Here is a 16,901-nt window from a genome sequence, read left to right on the forward strand (position 1 = left end):
GGGTGATGGGGAAGTGGGGTGATCGGGAAGTGGAGCATTTGGCTGAAATTTCCCTAAACCCCTAAACCCCTAAATCCCTATCACCCTGACTCCTAAATCCTGAATTATGTCCCCAGCAACAAACTTTTTCAGTAAATCCTAATTAAAAAACCTTTTTGATTGCCTCGGTCAGTTTTTGACTGATTAACTCGTTACCGTCTCGACTGAGATGAATATTATCGATATAGAGGGAATCAGGATTAGGATGAGCTTGAAAAATGGGCAGAAAATCTAGATAAAAAATCTGCTGGTTGCTGGTGAAATCCGCTAGTCTTTGACGGGCTTTTAATTCATAATCTCGCCCCTGTTTTTGAGCTTCGCGAATGAGGGGGGTAATAGCGATAATTAAACGGGCTTGATTAGTCTGAGCAAGGGCTTGAATTTGGGCAAGAGCGGTTAAATTATTGCCCACTCGATCGCCTCCTTCTTGCACTGGTGGTAGGGGAGGATAACGCTTAAAATATCGATCGTAAAATTCGATTAAAGCTAAAGCTGGCCGACGAGCGGGATAATTAATTTCTCGTCCCACCACCGCCGAACTAGGAGCTAAAGCGAACAGATCATCGGTGTTCATTAATAACACAATCACCTGAGATTGAAAGGTGCCGAAACGTCGCAGATAGGCCGATTGATTGCGCGGTCCCCACGAATTAGCCGAAGCATTGAGAACTTCCACTGAACCCGTCAGATTCTGGCCTAAATTTTTGGTGATTAAAGCAGCAATGGTCTCTTTTTGATCTGTCCACCAGGAGCCATTAGCGATCGAATCACCGATTAACATTATTCTCGTCGTCTCTGGAGGCCGTTGGGGTGTAATCGGATCGCTGCGCATCGAATACTGATTAACGGCGATAAAATTGGAAAATCGGCGCGTTTGTTGATTAGGAGCCAAAAGATAGCCAATTTCGGCATCAGCTTTGTAAATAAGCGGATTACCGAACCCGAAGACAATTCTTAAAATAGCCTCAAGGAGAAGGCCAAGAGCGAAAAGAACGCCTAGAATGATTAAAGACAGCCGAATGATACCAATTTCTAATAACACGGATAGATGAGAGTTCGCTAATTTATGATCCTAAAGTGTCTCATACTTTCCACATCCATCTCATGAAAAGGAGTTAAGAGCAATGTCAGACTTAAATCGTGGCATCATGAAATTCGAGGGAGCCGATAAACCGGCAGTAGTGGCGATATCGTCGATTATCGTTATCGGTAGTATTATTGCTCTGATTCTTTGGGCAATGAAAGTCGCCTACATCTAGTTAACTAGAATAATTTCCCTCACTTTTTGCCATCACTCGGTTTAAATTTCTGGCCATCACGATCTCACCTCTTGTCCCCTTGAGCCTGTAGGATAGGGTCAAGGGAGAAATTGCTAGTTCCCTCTATTGCGCTTGCTAGTCACACTCGACTCGAAACAGATCATCGATGAGCAGATCAACTTCTGTTTTAACAGAACTGTTGCAGTTACTCCCCCAATGGCGATCGCAGATGTACTTCAAAGCATCCCTGACCGCGTTATCCCACGCCATGGAGGATCAGGTTTTAGCGGAAGACGATCAACCATTAGTGATTGCCAGTTTTCAGCGTGAGCGCTTTTATCGTCAAGAGGCCCATCGCTACCGACGCATTGCCCACAAAAGTGGGCAAGTTTACGTTTTGTCCGCCCCAGAAACCGATTTTAAGCATAGTTCCGACGTTTACGAGACGATCGCTTTTCAACCGGACGACAGTTTAGCCCAAGAATGGCATCTAGTGGTTATCAGTCGCCATTATGCTAGTTGTTTAATCTGTCGGGAACGAACCCATCTGGTAGCCGAAGGGGAAAATAGGGCAGCTATGGATAATAATCGCCGTTTTGAGGGGATTTGGACGAGCGATCGCCATGTGAGTCAACAGGCGGCCCAAATTCTTTTAAATCATATTCTCGATTATCGTCCCGAACTGGCGGACAAAATTAGGCGCGCTCAAGAAGAATACCTGATCTGTGAACTGACGGACAGGGATCATCAAGAGGAACCGGATCCCTTTGTCCAGCGATTGGTCACTTATTTGCAAGCGGGACAGTATAAACTGCTGAAAGCCAATCGTTCCCTGGCATCGAAAGAACATAAGGAAAGACTGATCAACTCGGTGACAGCGGCGATCCGTCGTTCCCTCGATCCGGAAGATATCCTCCAGGTGGCAGTGCGGAAATTGGGCGAGGGATTAGGGGTCTGTCGCTGCGTGGTCTATCGTTGTAAGGAAGCCGACATTAACGCCACCATCGAACACGAATTTTTAAACTCCGGCATTAGTTCCATCAAAGGACAAAAATGGCCCCTGAAAAATAATCCTCTGTTTCAGGAAGTGCTGGAATTGAGAGAATCCCTGAAAATCGAAGACGCTATTCACGATCCCCGTCTCCCCGGGGATTCCATTCAAAATCTGGTGCGGGAATGTTCCATCTATTCTTGGTTATTAGTGCCGATTTTTTACCAAAGTCGTCTCTTGGGAATGTTGGAACTGCATCACTGTGGACCCTATACCACCACTTGGAAAAGCGAGGATGTCGCCCTGGTGGACGCGGTGGCCACTCAAATCGGAGTCGCCCTCATTCAAGCCGAAGCCTACGCTAATTTACAGGATTTAAATGAACAATTAGCCGCTCTCGATCGCACTCGTTCTAATTTAGTCGCCATTACCGGCCATGAATTACGCACCCCCCTGTCCACCATTCAAGTCTGTCTAGAAAGTTTGGCCTCGGAACCGGATATGCCGGCGGAAATGCGCCAAATTATGCTTGATACTGCCCTGAAAGATGCGGAACGAATGCGTAAATTAATCCAAGATTTTTTAACTCTTTCTAGGTTAGAAAGTGGCCGGGTTAATTGGAATCCTGAAGCTTTATCCTTATCGGAATGTGTGGAATTAGCCATCAGTCATGTTCACGCCCGCAATCTCGACAACGACACCCCAAAAATTAGCAATCTTGTCCCCCCTAATCTGCCCTTTGTTTTAGCCGATGGCGAGTGGTTAGTGGAATTACTCTCCAAACTTCTCGATAATGCCTGTAAGTTTACCGGACGGGAGGGAAATGTCTCGATCGAAGTCGCTTCGGGAAAACCAAAAACTCTAGAAGTAACTATTTCTGACACCGGACGCGGGATCGAACCCAATCGTTTAGAACAGGTTTTTGATCGCTTTTACCAAGAGGAAGGAGCCCTGCGACGCAGTGCCGGGGGAACCGGTTTAGGACTGGCTATCTGTCGTCAGATCGTTAATGGTTGGGGCGGCGAAATTTGGGCAGAATCCCTAGGCAAAAATCACGGCAGTCAGTTTCATTTTACTATTCCAATATTTAAAGATAAAACTAACGATAATCCCCAAAATACCGCTCCGAAAAAATCCTCCCGTCGTCCTGCTAGTAAACGTAAATAGGGGATGGTTGCCCGTTTAGTTTTGGCTCTTTACTCGTGACTTCCTATTCCTTTTCTTCATCAAAAACTAAACAAAAAAGCATTAAAAAAGAAGCATCCAATCCCCAGCATATATAATAAACTTAAAAGAGTAATCAATTAGTCGTTTTTAGGTGAAAAAATTATGGGACGTGCCAAGAGAGTGGTTTTAGCTTATTCCGGAGGAGTCGATACTTCCGTCTGTATTCCCTATCTCAAACAAGAATGGGGAGTAGAAGAAGTGATTACCCTAGCCGCCGATTTAGGACAGGGAGACGAATTAGGACCGATTCAAGAAAAGGCTCTGCGCTGCGGAGCGATCGAATCCTTAGTGGTCAATGCTCAGGAAGAATTCGTCAAAGAATACGCTTTTCCCTCAATTCAAGCTAATGCTCTCTACGAAAATCGTTATCCCCTTTCTACCGCCCTGGCTCGTCCTTTAATCGCTAAATTATTAGTAGAGGCCGCCGAGAAATACGGGGCCGATGCCGTCGCTCACGGTTGCACCGGCAAAGGGAATGATCAAGTGCGTTTTGATGTGGGCATTATGGCCCTTAATCCTAGTTTAAAAGTTCTCGCTCCCGCCAGGGAATGGGGCATGAGTCGGGAAGAAACCATCGCCTACGGGGAAAAATTCGGGATCGAGTCTCCTGTGAAAAAATCCTCGCCTTTTAGTATCGATCGTAACCTGTTGGGGCGCAGCATTGAAGCAGGTCCCTTGGAAGATCCGATGACGGAACCCCCGGAAGAAATCTATTTAATGACCAAAGCGATCGCCGATACTCCCAACGAGCCGGAATACGTCGATATCGGTTTTAATCAGGGGATTCCTGTCAGTTTAAACGGAGAAAATCTCGATTCTGTCACGCTAATTAGTCAATTAAATGACCTAGTGGGTAAACACGGTGTTGGTCGGTTAGATATGATCGAAAACCGGGTAGTGGGAATTAAATCCCGAGAAATTTACGAGGCCCCGGCTTTATTAGTTTTAATTGATGCTCACCGGGATTTAGAAAGTTTGACTTTAACTGGAGATGTTACCCAATATAAACGGGGAATTGAAGAGACCTACGGACAGTTGATTTATAAAGGATTGTGGTACAGTCCCTTAAAGGAAGCGATCGATGCTTTTATCCTCAAAACCCAAGAACAGGTAACGGGATCGGTGCGAGTGAAACTGTTTAAAGGTAACGCTAAAGTGGTCGGTCGTCAGTCAGTCAATTCTATCTATTCTCCCGATTTAGCTACCTACGGGGCCGAGGATCAATTTGATCATAAAGCTGCTGAAGGTTTCATCTATGTTTGGGGATTACCCAGCAAAGTTTGGGCCGAAAAAACTAGAGGGAAGTAATCAACAATCCTCCCCTAAGTAAGTGGGTGTTAATTCAGATTCCCCCAGCGATCAACACCCCCCTTATCAAGGGGGGAAGGGGGGATCAGTACCCCCCTTATCAAGGGGGGAAGGGGGGATCAGTACCCTTATAAAATTAAATATAAAGATGCTGAATTATTTGCTGATTTAGCAGCAGAAAAACCTCTGGCTGCTGAAAGAAATGGACGTAAAATTGTTGTAGAAATCAAAAGCTTTTTAAGTCCCTCACCTATGAGAGATTTTGAAATAGCGTTAGGACAGTATATTTTATATCGAAATTTAATCAGTCTTACCGAACCAGAATATCAAATTTATCTAGCCATTAAAGACAGCATTTATGAAAATTTTTTCCAACGAGAATCAATTCAGGCTATTGTGAAAATAAATCAATTACTTTTGCTGGTTGTTGAGATGGAAAAGGAGAAAATTTTACAATGGATAGACTAAAAAAATATCGCAATGCCATTAAAAAAGTATTAACAGAATATCACGAATGGGTTTCTGGTTCTGCTAATTTAGATCAAGAAAGTTGTCTGGTTTTTGACGAGATACATGATCAGTATTTTTGGCTTTTTATGGGTTGGGAAGGCAAGAAAAAAATCAGGAATATTCAAGTCCATATTAGGATTAAACATGAGAAGATTTATATTGAGGAGGATTGGACAGAGGAAGGTATCGCTACGGAATTATTAAGGGAGGGTATTTCTAAAGAAGATATAGTTTTAGCTTTTTACGATCTGGAAACTCGTAAGTTAACTGGGTTTGCTGTGAGTTAAGTTATCGGTAAATCTTGCCTGGAAATCTGAGGTTGATAAAAGAAGCTTAAAGGAGCTATTTTGTTACTTTTGAACCAGTTTATCCCTATGGGTAACAAAAATTTGAGTTATAAGTAGTTGGACAAAAGTAAAGTTAACTGTGGGGTAAGGAGTCAGGAGTCAGGAGTCAGTACCGATGAAAAAATTTTCACCACCAGAGATGAAAGAGGTTTCAAGAATTGCGGCAATTTACATTTCTTAAGATAGACAACAGAATTTATGTCCGACTACTTAATTATAATATCTCTATAAACCAGCATAAAAAAAGCTTATGGCTATTTCAATTACTTTAACTTTACCTGATGAGATTTTTACTCTAGCTCAATCCTTAGCCCATTCAATTAACCGTGATCTTAATGATATATTAGTAGAAGCGATCGCTTTTTCTATTAGTCCCAATTATCAAGGCGAAAAAATCTCATCCCTAAATTCATTATCAGATGAAGAAATTATCAAATTAACTCAATTACAAATGGCATCAGAACAGGATCAAAGATTAAGCGAGTTGCTCAATCAACAACAAGAGAGGGATTTATCAACCTTTGAAAATACGGAACTTTGGTCATTAATGCAAATTTATCAAATCAACTTGTTAAAGAAGTCTCAAGGATTAAATGAAGCGGTTAAAAGAGGATTAATTTCACCCTTAGAAGCATGAATCCTAACCCTATTCCGGACTATATTAAAGATAAAATTCGCCAACAAGCTAATACTAAATCTGGTTATTAAAAACTGATTATTTATTCCCCCTTTTGCATGAGTGCCTCTCCTTTATAAGTAGCCTATACTCAACGGATTTAGTATAATTGCTGATTGTCGGTATTCCTGCAAATGTGAGATGCAACAGGTCAATTTATTGCGGGGGAACCTAGGAGCGAAGGTGATAATTTCGGTCAAAGAAATAAGTAGAGGTAGAACCTCGCTTATCTGCGTTGCAAGCTATAACCTTACAACGAGTCAAAAATATTTATATAACCTAAAACTATCTTAAATATAAAAAACCATAATAAATGATGATTAAATAACCCTTGACTTCCCCCCCCCTTGTGATAGCTTCGGTTGTAGGATATTGGCGCAAAACTAGCGTTAAATATGATCATAATTCTGTCCTATTACTGTCATCAAATCCATGAAAAAATTACTGACAATTTTAACCCCTTTGACTCTGATGGGGTTAGCCGGGGTTGCTCCTGCTCAAGCGGCAATAGTAGCTGGTTGGAATTCATTTAATGCCGCTACTGCAACCTATCCCAAAGCGGCGGATACTATAGGTGCGAATATAACCAGCACGGGGTTAAACACTGCTGGGATAGATCGCCAGGTTCAGTCAGATTTCGTCTTGGGTTCTAATGTTAGTACATCGCCGGGTCGGTGGAATGGAAATAGTACTGTTAATACCAGCCAATACGTCGAATTTGCCGTACAACCTGGTGCAGGTTTTCAAGTCGATTTTACTGACTTGCAACTCAATGCGCAGCATGATGAGACGCAGCTAGATTTAGTCTTGCGCTCTAGTGTTGATGGGTTCACCAATAATTTAGGGACAACAGTTAGCCTAACAAATAGCTTTAATACCTACAGCTTTGACCTAAGCAGTTTAGCACCCCAAACCGGCCCGGTGCAGTTCCGTCTCTATGGACTGAATGCTAATTCATCTGTTGTCTTCTTCCTTGGTGCAAACTCTGCTAATGTTGCCGGGGGTGGGTTTGTGGCTCTTAATGGGGATATCACTCCTACTGGTGGCGGTCCTGTATCAACCCCGGAACCTAGTGGTATAGTGAGTGTAATCGCTGTTGGTGCGTTGGGTGCCGCTTCCCTTCGTCGTCGGGGATAAATTATCCTTGGCAGGGGCAACTACAGAGGGATTGCCCCGATATCCTATCATCAATTTTAGATTTGATCACCAGTTAGTCAACATTATGTCATACAAAGATATTATTACCATAGAACCGGGAAAAAGGAGCGGAAAACCTTGTATTAGAGGAATGAGAATTACTGTTTATGATGTTCTCTCCTATCTGGCTTCGGGAATGACTTATGAAGAAATTTTAGAAGATTTTCCTTACTTAACCAAGACGGATATTTTAGCCTGTTTGAGTTATGCCGCCGAGCGTGAACGTCAAACCATTTTAGTTAACTAATGAAGTTACTTTTTGATCACAATTTATCACCTCGCTTAGTTAGTCTATTAGTTGATATTTATCCCGATTCAAATCATCTTTACTTGCTGGGATTAGACCAAGAATCTGATTATTATGTCTGGGAAATCGCTAAAATACAAGACTATATTATTGTCACTAAAGATTCGGATTTTAATGAATTACTAATTCTCAAAGGTTTTCCGCCTAAAGTAATTTGGATTCGTTTGGGAAATTGCTCTACTAAAACTATAGAATCATTGTTAAGAGATAACTACGAAGCTATTTTATCTTTTGAGGGAGATCAAAATCTTGGTATCATCGCTTTATCCTAATCCTTTGAGATTCGGAGCAAGTGTTCGCTTGTTTACATGGCTCTTCTCGACCTTGTGTGATAAGTTTAAATTATATAAGAGTGATCGATCTTTGTGTCCTTTGTGTCTTTGTGGTTCGTTTCACTCGGTCTTGCGTAGCGAGCGCGTTGCGACCGCCCGCAGGACTGTATCTTAGAATACATTTTACCCACCAAACCCAAGAGAGCCCAAATTCTTGGGACAAGTGACTGAAGCTACTTGTCTATACCCAATATAAAAAACGGTCTCCCTAAACCAGTTGCCAAAATCGCCGCCATGGACAGTCAATTACTTGATAAACTCGGACAATTACAAAACCTCTTACAAACCAGTGAAAAGGCTCTGATTGCCTATTCTGGGGGCGTGGATAGTACCCTAGTGGCCAAAGTGGCCTATGATCTGCTAGGGAGTCAAGCATTGGCAATTACGGCGGTTTCCCCTTCCCTACTGCCGGAAGAATTGCAAGAAGCGATCGCTCAGGCCGATTATATCGGTATTCGGCATGAATTGGTGGAAACCGAGGAAATGAATAACCCCAATTACACCAGTAATCCCGTTAATCGCTGTTATTTCTGCAAAAGTGAGCTACACGACACCCTTAAACCCCTTGCTCTCGCTCGTGGTTATTCCTACGTCATCGATGGCGTTAATGCGGATGATTTAAGGGATTATCGTCCCGGAATCCAAGCAGCTAGGGAGCGCGGCGCTCGTTCACCTTTGGCAGAAATTGGTATCACAAAAAGCGAAGTTCGTCAACTATCTCGTTACTTAAATTTACCTTGGTGGGATAAACCGGCGCAACCCTGTTTAAGTTCCCGTTTTCCCTACGGGGAGGAAATTAGCCTGGAGAAATTGCAAAGGGTCGGACGGGCGGAGATTTATCTGCGAAAATTAGGTTATCGTCAATTACGGGTGCGATCGAGCGGCGATACGGCACGGATTGAATTACCGGTAGCAGAAATTCCCGACTTTATTAATCGGACAAATTTAAGCGAATTAGTCGCTGATCTGCAAAAATTAGGCTTTATCTATGTCACCCTCGATCTAGAAGGTTATCAAAGCGGCAAGCTTAATCGAGTCCTCTAGGAGGGAGGTGATGGTAGAGTGGGAATTATGAATTAGGAAGTGGGGAAGTGGGGGAATTTCAACTAAAACCCTAACACCCCAAAACCCCAAAACCTAAAACCTGTCCCCTGACAACACAGAAGTCACTCGATCGGATATATTAAAAAAATGTTAAAAAGCCGGGGAGCGGACTGATGAACCTTTTTCTAGGGTTCCTAAGTCTTTACCCTTAAACCTCTAATTGCCAAGGCGAGGATAGATGAGTCAACTACAAAATGCCTTTACCCTATTCCTGAGCCTGTTGGTGGAAGCGATGCCTTTCTTACTGCTAGGGGTGATTCTCTCTAGTATTCTTTTAATATTTGTCGATGAACGTCGCCTAGTTGCCTTGATGCCTCGCAATGCTGTTTTAGGAGCATTTGTGGGGGGATGTATTGGTTTTTTGTTTCCCGTCTGCGAGTGTGGCAATGTGCCGGTGGCGCGACGTTTACTTGTGCAAGGAATGCCGAATGCAGTAGCGGTTAGTTTTCTCTTAGCAGCGCCGACAATTAACCCGATTGTTATCTGGTCCACTTGGGTAGCTTTTCGCGATCAACCGGAAATTGTTTTCTATCGAGTTATCTTTTCTTTGTTCATCGCTACGGTTATCGGTATTATCTTTAGTATCCAAAAAGATCCGCGACCGCTCCTACAAACCTCTTTGGCAAAAAGTCTCAATTGGCAACCGCAAACACCAGAAAAAGAATCTATCCCACTACTACTACAATCCGGTTCTTTTCTGATCGGTAATTCTGGGCAAACTTTGCGCTTAGACGAAAGTTTTGCCGCTACTGCTGTCCTCCCGGCAGTGCAAGCTATCCCGATGAAAAGGCGCTGGTTAACTTTTCTGGAAAACGTGGTGATGGAATTACAGGAATTAGGAGGAGTGTTAATCTTAGGAAGTGCTATAGCGGCCGGTTTACAGGTGTTTGTTCCCCGGGAATTTATTCTTAATTTGGGTCAGGATCCGATTACTTCGATCTTGGCAATGATGCTGTTAGCGGTAATTGTTTCGATTTGTTCCACAGTTGATTCTTTTTTTGCTCTTTCCTTTGCCTCTAGTTTTACCAGTAGTTCCCTGCTGGCTTTTCTAGTGTTTGGTCCAATGATTGACCTGAAAGGCATTGGTTTAATGTTGTCTATTTTTAAACCGAGAATGTTAATTTATCTCTTTGCTTTAGCAGCGCAAATGACTTTTTTACTCACCTTGGCTCACAGTTATTTATTTTAGGTCAGTCCCTAGATAGTTTTTCCCATGAATTCATCACGTCTGAAAATAATCGCCCCCCAATTTATCGATATTATTGCCCTCATCGGTTGGGGTTCGTTACTATTTAAATACTGGATAACTGGACAATTAAATTTACTTATCCATCCTAATTATTTTATCCTGGTTCTCATCACCAGTATTGCTTTATTTGCCCTAGGATTAGTCAAGCTTTGGACATTATTAAAACAGTGGCAAAAAAAGATTAATTTAGATAGTAATGATAATCGATCGCATATTACTATTCTTCCCCAACATTTTGGCTCAAGTTTATTAGTAATAACTGCCCTTTTAGGCCTATTTATCGCTCCGCAGCCCCTCAGTAGTCAAATCGCATTACAGAGGGGAATTAGTGAATCTTTACCCCTAACTCGCGTGCAAACTCAATCCTTTGGTACTACCGTTAAACCGGAGGAAAAAAGTTTAATTGAATGGGTAAGAACTTTGAATGCTTATCCTGAACCTGATGCTTACACAGGACAACCGGTAAAAGTCACAGGTTTTGTGGTACAATTACCCCAACTACCCGATAATTACTTATTAATTAGTCGCTTTATTCTTACCTGTTGTGCCGTGGATGCTTATCCCGTCGGTTTACCGGTGAAACTATCAGGAAGTCGCGGTCAATATTCCAATGATACTTGGTTAGAAATCACCGGAGAAATGGCCACGGAATCTTTACCCGTAGAGGTGGGAAAATCAACCACCAGAAGACAATTAGTAATTAAGGCCAAATCCGTGAAACCTATACCCACTCCTGCGGATCCCTACGGATATTAACAGTTATCAGTTATCAGTTGTTTCTAACCATCTACTATAATGATCAAGACCTTACAACTACAACCGATTGATAAATTAGCAATAACATTAATTCTATCGCTAACCTTAGTAATTGGTGGCTTAATTTGGTTGGGTAATAGCTGTGGTAATCAATGTCTTTTACAAACCGGACCAAGGGTCAAGGAATTTAGCTGGGAAAATCGAGAAATTGGCGCGGAAGATCAAGCATTTATTATCACTTTTGATCGCCCCATGGATCATGCTAGTGTAGAAAAAAATCTAGTTATCGATCCTGCGCTGCCGGGGAAGTTTAGTTGGGCCGGAAGACGATTAGCTTATACTCTCACTTCTCCCATTCCCTACGGAGAAAAATATCATCTGCAAATTGAAGGTGCGCGGGAACAATTTCGCAGCGGTAATCGATTAGGACAAACCCTAGCAATCTTTGAAAGAGAATTTAAAAGTCGGGATCGTGCTTTTGCCTATATTGGCACTAATGGGGAAGAACAGGGAAGATTAATTTTTTATAACTTGACCGAGGAGAAGAAAACCCTCTTAACCCCGGCAAATTTGACCGTTATGGCTTTTGAATTTTACCCTGATGGTAAAAAAATACTCTTTTCGGCCGTGGCGAAAAATCAGGGGATAGAGGGAATTCGTGAACTGCAGCTTTACCAAGTTGATTTTGGCAAATCTTCCCCAAAAATTGAGTTAGTGCTAGACAATAAAGATTATCAAAATAATCATTTTGATTTAGCTAAAGATGGGGAAACCATTGTCGTGCAGAGAATTGAGCGCCGCAATCCGATTAACTTCGATTTATGGGCAGTTAAATCGGGGGAAAAACCAAAACAATTAAACATCCAAGGTGGAGAATTTTTGATTGCACCTGATAGTAAAACTTTGGCTGTCACCCAGGGGGAAGGAATCGCCCTTTTGCCTTTAAAAACCGAAACAAAACCCCTAGATTTTTTACCAAAATTTGGGCGAATTTTGAATTTTTCTGCTGATGGTACGGCTGCGGCAATGGTAAATTTTAATACTGATAATGCTAAAATGCGTTATATTCGATCGCTTTTTTATGTCAATAATCAAGGATTACAAAAACGCTTACTCAATCTACAAGGTTCGATTATAGATTGTCAATTTAATGCCACTGGTAGTGATTTATATTGTTTGTTAACTGAGTTAGTTACTAACAGTCAAGAGTACAAAGAAAAACCCTATTTTGCTAAAATAGATGTGAAGACTGGTCAGGTGACTCCCTTACTGGAATTAGCCGATTATCGTGATATTCACATTAGTTTATCTCCCGATAGTTTAGCGATTATTTTTGATCAACTTCGCACCAGTTATGATACTAATCCGACTAATCCCTTGACTACCGATTCAGGAGAAACAATTATCGGTGGTCGTTTGTGGATGTTAATTCCTCCCCTACAAGATGGAGTGAAAGCAAGTAAATCTGATTTAATTGAATTACCTCTAGCGGGAATTCGTCCCCAGTGGATGCCATAGAATTTTATTATTAACTTGGGAATTATTTCGATGCTGTTAAACTCAGAAAAATTAGCCAAATTGCGTCAGTATTTTGTTAGTGGTGCCACTCGTTCCTATCAATTCCGTCGTCAGCAGTTAGAGAAGTTAAAAGAGGCAATCATTAAATATGAAGCAGAGATATATGAAGCTTTATATAGTGATTTAAAGAAAAGTCCCGAAGATTGTTGGATTACTGAAAATGGGTTCCTTTTGGGGGAAATTAATAACGCTTTAAAAAATTTGCGCTCATGGATGCAACCCAAAACTGTTAAAACTAATCTCTTAAATTTTCCTTCCTCCAGTCAAATTATTCGGGAACCTTTGGGGGTGGTTTTAATTATTGGTGCGTGGAATTATCCCCTCCAATTGTTATTAGTGCCTTTAGTTGGTGCTATTGCTGCCGGTAACTGTGCGGTATTAAAACCGAGTGAATTTGCCTCAGCGACGGAAAAATTAGTAATTAAAATAATTCAAGAAATATTCCCCGAAGAATATGTGTTAATTGTACCCGGAGATGGTGCGGAAGTAATTCCGAATATGTCAGACAGTTTTACCTTTGATCATATATTTTTTACTGGCAGTACCAGGGTAGGAAAAATTATTTATCAACTGGCAGCAGAAAAGTTAATTCCTGTTACTCTAGAATTGGGGGGAAAAAGTCCCTGTGTTATCGAAGCTGATGCTAATATTTCCGTGGCAACCCGTCGCATTGCCGTGACAAAATTCTCTAATTGTGGTCAAATGTGTATCGCAGCTGATTATGTTTTGGTACATCAATCCCAGCAGGAGAATTTGATCAGAGAATTAGCTAATACTATTGTTAATTTTTTCGGTGAAGATGCCAGATTAAGTGCTGATTATGGTAAGATAATTAACGAAAAACAATTTGACCGCCTGATTGACTTGCTCAAAGATGGTGAGATTGTTTTTGGCGGCAAAACCGATCGAGAAAATTTATATATTCAACCAACTTTATTAACTAATGTTTCCCTCGATGCTCCTATTATGCAAGGGGAAATATTCGGTCCAATTTTACCGATCATTGCCTTTAGCACTTTTGAGGAAGCTTTAGCAATTATTGCTAAAAACCCTAACCCTCTAGCTTTTTATCTGTTTACTACTAAGGCAAATACCGAAAAGAAATGGTTAGAATCAGTCCAGTTTGGGGGAGGTTGTATTAACAACAATAGTTTTCATTTTACTAATCCTAGTTTACCCTTTGGTGGTCGGGGAAATAGCGGTATCGGTAGCTACCATGGTCGTTTTTCTTTTGAGAATTTTAGTCACCAAAAAGCGATTATGAAAACACCTCTTTGGTTCAATCCCGCTTTAAAATATCCGCCTTTTAAGGGGAAGTTAGGCTTATTTAAGTTATTGGTTCGCTAAAAAGCTATAGTTTAAGTTAAAGCTTTTAAGAGAGCTTGAAATTTCAGCTGAATTTCTGCTAGTTCTTTTTCCGGATCGGAACCGGCAACAATACCCGCACCAGCGTATAATCGCGCTCGATCGCCTTTAATTAATGCCGAACGAATACCAACAATAAACTCACTATTATTTTGACAATCAATCCAACCCAAAGGAGCGGCATAAAGAGAGCGATCAAAGGTTTCATAATGACGAATTTGTGCTAAAGCGATCTCGGTGGGAACCCCAGCAACAGCAGGAGTGGGGTGTAGTTGGGCAACAATTTCGAGGGGATGGATGGGGGGTTTGAGTTTGGCATGAATAGGAGTCCAGAGATGTTGAATATTGGAGAGTTTTAACAATCTAGAGGGAGAATTTTGCGGATTTAAGCCAATTTGTCGCAGTTTTTGGTTAATAAAGTCACTAACAGCCCGATGTTCCCGTTGTTCTTTTTCACTAGCGAGGAGTTTATTGGCAAAGAGAGCATCTTCGATCGCATTTTCTCCCCGGGGGGCAGATCCCGCTAAAGCATCGGTGATTAATTGCCCCTGATGGACGGTTAACAAGCGTTCGGGACTAGCGCCAATAAAATGATCTCCCCGTCCATTGCCGAGGCAAAAAGTGTAGCAATCGGGATGACGCTGACGCAAATTATCGAGACAGTTTATCAGATGAAAAGGACGGGGAGAAATCACGTCAAGAGCGTGAGCGAGGACAATTTTGCTAAAATTTTGAGCCTGGATAGATTGGAGTGCATGGGCAACAGCCGCTTGAAAATTATAGGTAGGATGAATATAATAACTACAGGGATCCTGGTGGGGATTCTGTCGGCAATTGCTGGAGTTATTTTGGATGATTTTGAGGTTATTAATAGTTTCTTCGAGAGAGTTTTCTATTTCTTTTTCGCCGGTGATTAAGAGATTGGTCAGGAAAAAATATTCCGACTTTTTTTTGATAATTTGAAACTTAGGCAGGGTTAGGGTAGCTGAGGGAAAGGGGGTAGCTGTTGCCGAGTCAAAAAAAGTGAAACTGCAAAAGATGCGAGGGGTAATCTCGCTATAGTTATCAATTTTAATAATTCTTTGTTGACAGTTTTCGATAAATTTTTGAGCTTTTAAAAAACGTTGTTTACCGTGGAAATTGGCAGTAAAGGCGATGCCGTAGCCGAGAAGAGCGGTTTCTCGTTCGGGATTTTCCCAATAACAATGGGTGGGATAGCTAGGGGCAATCCGAGAGAGAATTTCTAGGGGATCAAGGGGGGAAATTTTTTGACAAAAACTGACGATCGACCGATTTCCCTTTTCTGCGGCTAACAGTTGCGGGTTGAGGATAAAGTCATAGAGGCCGCGAAGATCAGCAATCGGACTATCAGGATAGGAAAGGCGAGGAACGGCAGAAGTCATGTCAAGTTTTTTGTATTTTTTGCAAAAAAAACCATGATTAATGGTATGTAATCCCCACAGGTGTGGCCAGAGTCAACGATCTCTTTTTAACTATGGTATCGGAGAAAGGGTCTTTAGGCAGAAAGGGAGCGGGATATTTGTGACGATTAACCGCTTTGGCAACAAATCAAGGCTTAAAATCTCCAGAGATGGCTATTATTTAAATGGGTAAAAGAATTAATTTAATAACTTCTATTTTACAAGTTTGTGGAAATTGCCACCACGGGACAAGTGGGAATACATTGTTCACAAACCACACAACGGGAACGCAAAAACTTAAGACGAAAACTCTCCGGATCAAGGGTTAAAGCTTCCGTGGGACAAACCCCCGTACATAAGCCACAATCGACGCATTTTTCTTCATCAATGACGATTTCACGACTAACTTGGGAAACACCAATATTTTGTAATTGTAACCATTCGATCGCCGCTTCTAACTCATCGATATCTCCCGATAATTCTAATACTAATGTTCCCACTTGATTGGGAGCAACTTGGGCGCGGATAATATTAGCGGCGACGTTAAAATCCTTCGCCAGTCGATAAGTAACGGGCATATGGACGGCTTTTTTGGGAAAAGTGAGAGTAACGCGTTTTTTCATTAGGATAGGATAGGAATAATTTTTGAGAGACTATCCATGACAGCCACCACACCCACCAACAAAACCAGAAATCTGCTGCTGGCAGTAACGGCAGTTATCCTTAGTGTAGCGATTTTCTTGGGGTTTCAAACCACCGCTAGTTCTGTATCTTTGGAAGCGCAAGCGGAAAAAGCGACACCTTTCGATCTTGCCCTCAGCAATGGCAAACCCACCCTGACAGAATTTTATGCTAATTGGTGTACCAGTTGTCAGGCGATGGCCCCTGAAATTGCCGAAATTAAAAAACAATACGGTAATGCCATTAATTTTGTCATGCTCAACGTTGATAATAATAAATGGTTGCCAGAAATTCTCCGTTATCGTGTGGATGGGATTCCCCATTTTGTCTTTTTAAATAACCAAGGACAACCGGTTGCACAAGCGATCGGAGAACAACCAAAATCAATTTTAACTGCTAATTTAGAAGCACTTTTAACTAATTCCACCCTACCCTATGCTACCACTACGGGAGAGACTTCTGATTTTAATATCCTTGTGGGTGCTAGTCAAACCGATCCCCGCAGTCACGGCAGTCAAGTTAAGCACTAATCAGTAATCAGTTATCAGTTATCA

Annotated in this window: 18 protein-coding genes; 15 read left to right on the forward strand and 3 right to left on the reverse strand. The window is 41.8% G+C overall.

What is annotated here, in order from left to right; all coding sequences use genetic code 11:
* Positions 1-142: 142 nt before the first annotated feature.
* Entirely contained in the window at positions 143-1,081 is a 939-nt protein-coding gene (locus IQ234_RS04880; RefSeq protein WP_193956245.1) for an SGNH/GDSL hydrolase family protein, read from the reverse strand.
* Positions 1,082-1,163: 82 nt separating this feature from the next.
* On the opposite strand from IQ234_RS04880, the gene IQ234_RS21535 reads away from it, so the two are divergent.
* The 14 genes from IQ234_RS21535 (at position 1,164) to IQ234_RS04945 (ending at position 14,227) form a co-directional block, all read left to right on the forward strand.
* The gene (locus IQ234_RS21535) at positions 1,164-1,298 is read left to right on the forward strand and encodes a hypothetical protein (RefSeq protein WP_002736350.1); all 135 of its coding nucleotides are present in this window, start codon (positions 1,164-1,166) and stop codon (positions 1,296-1,298) included.
* A gap of 166 nt (positions 1,299-1,464) precedes the next feature.
* Complete coding sequence (locus IQ234_RS04885) at positions 1,465-3,456, forward strand: DICT sensory domain-containing protein (RefSeq protein WP_193956246.1); 1,992 nt, start codon at positions 1,465-1,467, stop codon at positions 3,454-3,456.
* 162 nt (positions 3,457-3,618) lie between these two features.
* Entirely contained in the window at positions 3,619-4,824 is a 1,206-nt protein-coding gene (locus IQ234_RS04890) for an argininosuccinate synthase (RefSeq protein ID WP_046663067.1), read from the forward strand.
* Between the two features lie 186 nt (positions 4,825-5,010).
* Positions 5,011-5,292 (forward strand): element excision factor XisH family protein, encoded by a 282-nt coding sequence (locus IQ234_RS04895; protein WP_416209670.1) that lies wholly within the window; start codon positions 5,011-5,013, stop codon positions 5,290-5,292.
* On the forward strand, positions 5,280-5,621 hold the full coding sequence (locus tag IQ234_RS04900; RefSeq protein ID WP_193956247.1) for a XisI protein: 342 nt from the start codon (positions 5,280-5,282) through the stop codon (positions 5,619-5,621). The genes IQ234_RS04895 and IQ234_RS04900 overlap by 13 nt, the downstream gene beginning before the upstream one ends.
* Before the next feature lie 310 nt (positions 5,622-5,931).
* On the forward strand, positions 5,932-6,318 hold the full coding sequence (locus IQ234_RS04905; protein WP_193956248.1) for a hypothetical protein: 387 nt from the start codon (positions 5,932-5,934) through the stop codon (positions 6,316-6,318).
* A 471-nt stretch (positions 6,319-6,789) separates the two neighbouring features.
* On the forward strand, positions 6,790-7,494 hold the full coding sequence (locus tag IQ234_RS04910) for a PEP-CTERM sorting domain-containing protein (RefSeq protein ID WP_193956249.1): 705 nt from the start codon (positions 6,790-6,792) through the stop codon (positions 7,492-7,494).
* 85 nt (positions 7,495-7,579) lie between these two features.
* Positions 7,580-7,801 carry a DUF433 domain-containing protein gene (locus IQ234_RS04915; protein ID WP_002786910.1) on the forward strand — a complete coding sequence of 74 codons (222 nt, stop codon included), beginning with the start codon at positions 7,580-7,582 and terminating at the stop codon, positions 7,799-7,801.
* Positions 7,801-8,133: a DUF5615 family PIN-like protein gene (locus IQ234_RS04920; RefSeq protein ID WP_002786907.1), complete on the forward strand. Its 333-nt coding sequence runs from the start codon at positions 7,801-7,803 to the stop codon at positions 8,131-8,133. Before IQ234_RS04915 ends, IQ234_RS04920 begins: the two co-directional genes overlap by 1 nt.
* A gap of 294 nt (positions 8,134-8,427) precedes the next feature.
* Positions 8,428-9,237 carry an ATP-dependent sacrificial sulfur transferase LarE gene (gene larE / locus IQ234_RS04925; RefSeq protein ID WP_193956273.1) on the forward strand — a complete coding sequence of 270 codons (810 nt, stop codon included), beginning with the start codon at positions 8,428-8,430 and terminating at the stop codon, positions 9,235-9,237.
* 238 nt (positions 9,238-9,475) lie between these two features.
* Positions 9,476-10,486, forward strand: a complete 1,011-nt coding sequence (locus tag IQ234_RS04930) for a permease (RefSeq protein WP_193956250.1) — start codon at positions 9,476-9,478, stop codon at positions 10,484-10,486.
* Positions 10,487-10,510: 24 nt separating this feature from the next.
* A complete protein-coding gene (locus IQ234_RS04935) occupies positions 10,511-11,302 on the forward strand; it encodes a TIGR03943 family putative permease subunit (protein ID WP_193956251.1) in 792 nt (263 codons plus the stop codon).
* Positions 11,303-11,341: 39 nt separating this feature from the next.
* Positions 11,342-12,820, forward strand: a complete 1,479-nt coding sequence (locus tag IQ234_RS04940) for an Ig-like domain-containing protein (RefSeq protein WP_193956252.1) — start codon at positions 11,342-11,344, stop codon at positions 12,818-12,820.
* A 30-nt stretch (positions 12,821-12,850) separates the two neighbouring features.
* Complete coding sequence (locus IQ234_RS04945) at positions 12,851-14,227, forward strand: aldehyde dehydrogenase (RefSeq protein ID WP_193956253.1); 1,377 nt, start codon at positions 12,851-12,853, stop codon at positions 14,225-14,227.
* A gap of 11 nt (positions 14,228-14,238) precedes the next feature.
* Here IQ234_RS04945 and IQ234_RS04950 read toward each other — a convergent pair whose 3' ends face one another.
* Both IQ234_RS04950 and IQ234_RS04955 read right to left on the reverse strand, forming a co-directional pair.
* Entirely contained in the window at positions 14,239-15,648 is a 1,410-nt protein-coding gene (locus IQ234_RS04950) for an isochorismate synthase (protein WP_193956254.1), read from the reverse strand.
* 236 nt (positions 15,649-15,884) lie between these two features.
* Positions 15,885-16,289 carry an NIL domain-containing protein gene (locus IQ234_RS04955; RefSeq protein WP_002739790.1) on the reverse strand — a complete coding sequence of 135 codons (405 nt, stop codon included), beginning with the start codon at positions 16,287-16,289 and terminating at the stop codon, positions 15,885-15,887.
* Between the two features lie 36 nt (positions 16,290-16,325).
* Between IQ234_RS04955 and IQ234_RS04960 the strand changes: the two genes are divergently transcribed.
* A complete protein-coding gene (locus tag IQ234_RS04960) occupies positions 16,326-16,877 on the forward strand; it encodes a thioredoxin family protein (protein ID WP_193956255.1) in 552 nt (183 codons plus the stop codon).
* Positions 16,878-16,901: the final 24 nt, after the last annotated feature.

Source organism: Microcystis aeruginosa LEGE 91341 (assembly GCF_015206885.1).
GTDB lineage: Bacteria > Cyanobacteriota > Cyanobacteriia > Cyanobacteriales > Microcystaceae > Microcystis > Microcystis aeruginosa_H.

What these genes read in the sequence shown, in the direction of transcription:
- IQ234_RS21535 (WP_002736350.1), top strand. Translation starts at nt 1,164, where the DNA reads ATGTCAGACTTAAATCGTGGCATCATGAAATTCGAGGGAGCCGATAAA.
- IQ234_RS04885 (WP_193956246.1), top strand. Translation starts at nt 1,465, where the DNA reads ATGAGCAGATCAACTTCTGTTTTAACAGAACTGTTGCAGTTACTCCCC.
- IQ234_RS04890 (WP_046663067.1), top strand. Translation starts at nt 3,619, where the DNA reads ATGGGACGTGCCAAGAGAGTGGTTTTAGCTTATTCCGGAGGAGTCGAT.
- IQ234_RS04900 (WP_193956247.1), top strand. Translation starts at nt 5,280, where the DNA reads ATGGATAGACTAAAAAAATATCGCAATGCCATTAAAAAAGTATTAACA.
- IQ234_RS04905 (WP_193956248.1), top strand. Translation starts at nt 5,932, where the DNA reads ATGGCTATTTCAATTACTTTAACTTTACCTGATGAGATTTTTACTCTA.
- IQ234_RS04910 (WP_193956249.1), top strand. Translation starts at nt 6,790, where the DNA reads ATGAAAAAATTACTGACAATTTTAACCCCTTTGACTCTGATGGGGTTA.
- IQ234_RS04915 (WP_002786910.1), top strand. Translation starts at nt 7,580, where the DNA reads ATGTCATACAAAGATATTATTACCATAGAACCGGGAAAAAGGAGCGGA.
- IQ234_RS04920 (WP_002786907.1), top strand. Translation starts at nt 7,801, where the DNA reads ATGAAGTTACTTTTTGATCACAATTTATCACCTCGCTTAGTTAGTCTA.
- larE (WP_193956273.1), top strand. Translation starts at nt 8,428, where the DNA reads ATGGACAGTCAATTACTTGATAAACTCGGACAATTACAAAACCTCTTA.
- IQ234_RS04930 (WP_193956250.1), top strand. Translation starts at nt 9,476, where the DNA reads ATGAGTCAACTACAAAATGCCTTTACCCTATTCCTGAGCCTGTTGGTG.
- IQ234_RS04935 (WP_193956251.1), top strand. Translation starts at nt 10,511, where the DNA reads ATGAATTCATCACGTCTGAAAATAATCGCCCCCCAATTTATCGATATT.
- IQ234_RS04940 (WP_193956252.1), top strand. Translation starts at nt 11,342, where the DNA reads ATGATCAAGACCTTACAACTACAACCGATTGATAAATTAGCAATAACA.
- IQ234_RS04945 (WP_193956253.1), top strand. Translation starts at nt 12,851, where the DNA reads ATGCTGTTAAACTCAGAAAAATTAGCCAAATTGCGTCAGTATTTTGTT.
- IQ234_RS04950 (WP_193956254.1), bottom strand. Translation starts at nt 15,648, where the DNA reads ATGACTTCTGCCGTTCCTCGCCTTTCCTATCCTGATAGTCCGATTGCT.
- IQ234_RS04955 (WP_002739790.1), bottom strand. Translation starts at nt 16,289, where the DNA reads ATGAAAAAACGCGTTACTCTCACTTTTCCCAAAAAAGCCGTCCATATG.
- IQ234_RS04960 (WP_193956255.1), top strand. Translation starts at nt 16,326, where the DNA reads ATGACAGCCACCACACCCACCAACAAAACCAGAAATCTGCTGCTGGCA.